Source organism: Actinoplanes sp. NPDC051633, from assembly GCF_040681735.1.
Lineage (GTDB): Bacteria > Actinomycetota > Actinomycetes > Mycobacteriales > Micromonosporaceae > Actinoplanes.
The window spans coordinates 1-1,862 of sequence record NZ_JBFAZH010001376.1; the positions used below are offsets into that span (position 1 = coordinate 1).

Genomic DNA, 1,862 nt, shown 5'->3' on the forward strand with positions numbered 1-1,862 from the left:
GGCTCGCGGTGATCGCCCAGCTCGAGGTGACGACCGCGGACGGCCGGGTGCACACCTTCGCCTCCGACGGGTCCTGGACCGCCCGGGAGAGCACGGTCGTCAGCGACGACCTCTACGACGGTCAGAGCGTCGACCTGCGGCGCACGCCCGGCGAGAAGGCGCCGGTGGTGGTCCTGGACAGCGACCCGGGCGTGCTGGTGGCGCCGGACGGGCCGCCGATCCGGGTCACCCAGGTGCTGCCCGCGGTCGCGGTGACCACCTCGCCGTCGGGCCGGACGCTGGTGGACTTCGGGCAGAACGTGGTCGGGCGGCTGCGGCTGCGGGTGCGCGGCCATGAGGCCGGCCACGAGATCACGCTGCGGCACGCGGAGGTGCTCGAGGACGGTGAGCTCGGGGTACGCCCGCTGCGCACCGCCAAGGCGACGGACACCTTCGTACTGGCGGGGCCCGACGAGGTCACCCTCGAGCCCGAGCTGACCTTCCACGGATTCCAGTACGTCGAGGTCACCGGGCTCTCCCCGGAGGAGGCCGGCGACATCGAAGCGGTCGTGATCCACTCCGACCTGCGCCGCACCGGCTGGTTCACCTCCTCCCACGAGCTGCTCAACCGCTTCCACGACAACGTCGTGTGGGGCATGCGCGGCAACTTCGTGGACGTGCCGACGGACTGCCCGCAACGCGACGAGCGGCTCGGCTGGACCGGCGACATCCAGGTCTTCTCCCCCACCGCGAGCTTCCTCTACGACAGCGCCGGCTTCCTCACCAACTGGCTCGCCGACCTGGCCGTCGAACAGCAGAAGGACGGGTCGGTCCCGTTCGTGGTGCCGGACGTGATCCGGCAGCCCGGCCCGTCCGCCGCCGCGTGGGGAGACGCCGCCGCGGTGGTGCCATGGGTGGTGTACGAGCGCACCGGCGACCGCGGCCTGCTCGCCCGGCAGCTGCCCAGCATGCGCGCCTGGGTGGACCGGATCGCCGGGCTCGCGGGCGACGATCACCTGTGGTCCGGCGGCTTCCAGTTCGGCGACTGGCTCGACCCGAACGCCCCGCCGGAGGACCCCTTCCGCGCCCGCGCCGATCCCGACGTGCTGGCCACCGCACACCTGGCCCGCTCGGCGGAGATCGTGGCGCAGGCGGCCGCCGTGGTCGGCGACGACGACCTGGCCCGGGAGTACGGGGACCTAGCCACCGAGGTGCGGGCGGCGTTCGCGGCGGAGTACGTCACGGCCGGCGGCCGGGTGCTGAGCGACTCCGCGACCATCTACGCGCTCGCGCTGCAGTGGGCGCTGCTGCCGACACCGGAGCAGCGGACGCGAGCCGGCCGCCGGCTGGCCGACCTGGTGCGCATCGCCGGGTTCCGGATCGGCACCGGGTTCGTCGGCACGCCGCTGATGGCCGACGCGCTGGCCGACGCCGGCGAGACCGAGGTCGCGTACCGGCTGCTGCTGCAGACCCGGTGCCCGTCCTGGCTCTACCCGGTGACCATGGGCGCGACGACGGTGTGGGAGCGCTGGGACAGCATGCTGCCGGACGGGCACATCAACCCCGGCCAGATGACCTCGTTCAACCACTATGCGCTGGGCGCGGTCGCGGACTGGCTGCACCGGCGGGTGGCCGGTCTGGCGCCGGGCGAGCCGGGTTACCGTACGCTGCTGGTCCGTCCACTGCCGACCACACACCTCACCAGCGCGTCGGCGACCCACCTGACCCCCTACGGCGAAGCCGCCGTGGCCTGGGAACGCGCCGGCGGGTCCTTCCACCTCACGCTGGCCGTGCCGGTCGGCACGACCGCGCGGGTGCGGCTGCCCGGCGCGGACGACGAGATCGAAGTGCGGCACGGCCGGTACGAGTGGACCGTGGACGAC

The 1,862-nt window shown here is 73.6% G+C and carries 1 protein-coding gene; it reads left to right on the forward strand.

Translation table 11 applies throughout. From position 1 onward, the window contains the following. A partial coding sequence (locus AB0M20_RS41165) for a family 78 glycoside hydrolase catalytic domain (protein ID WP_364306718.1) occupies positions 1–1,862 on the forward strand: 1,862 nt, incomplete at both ends.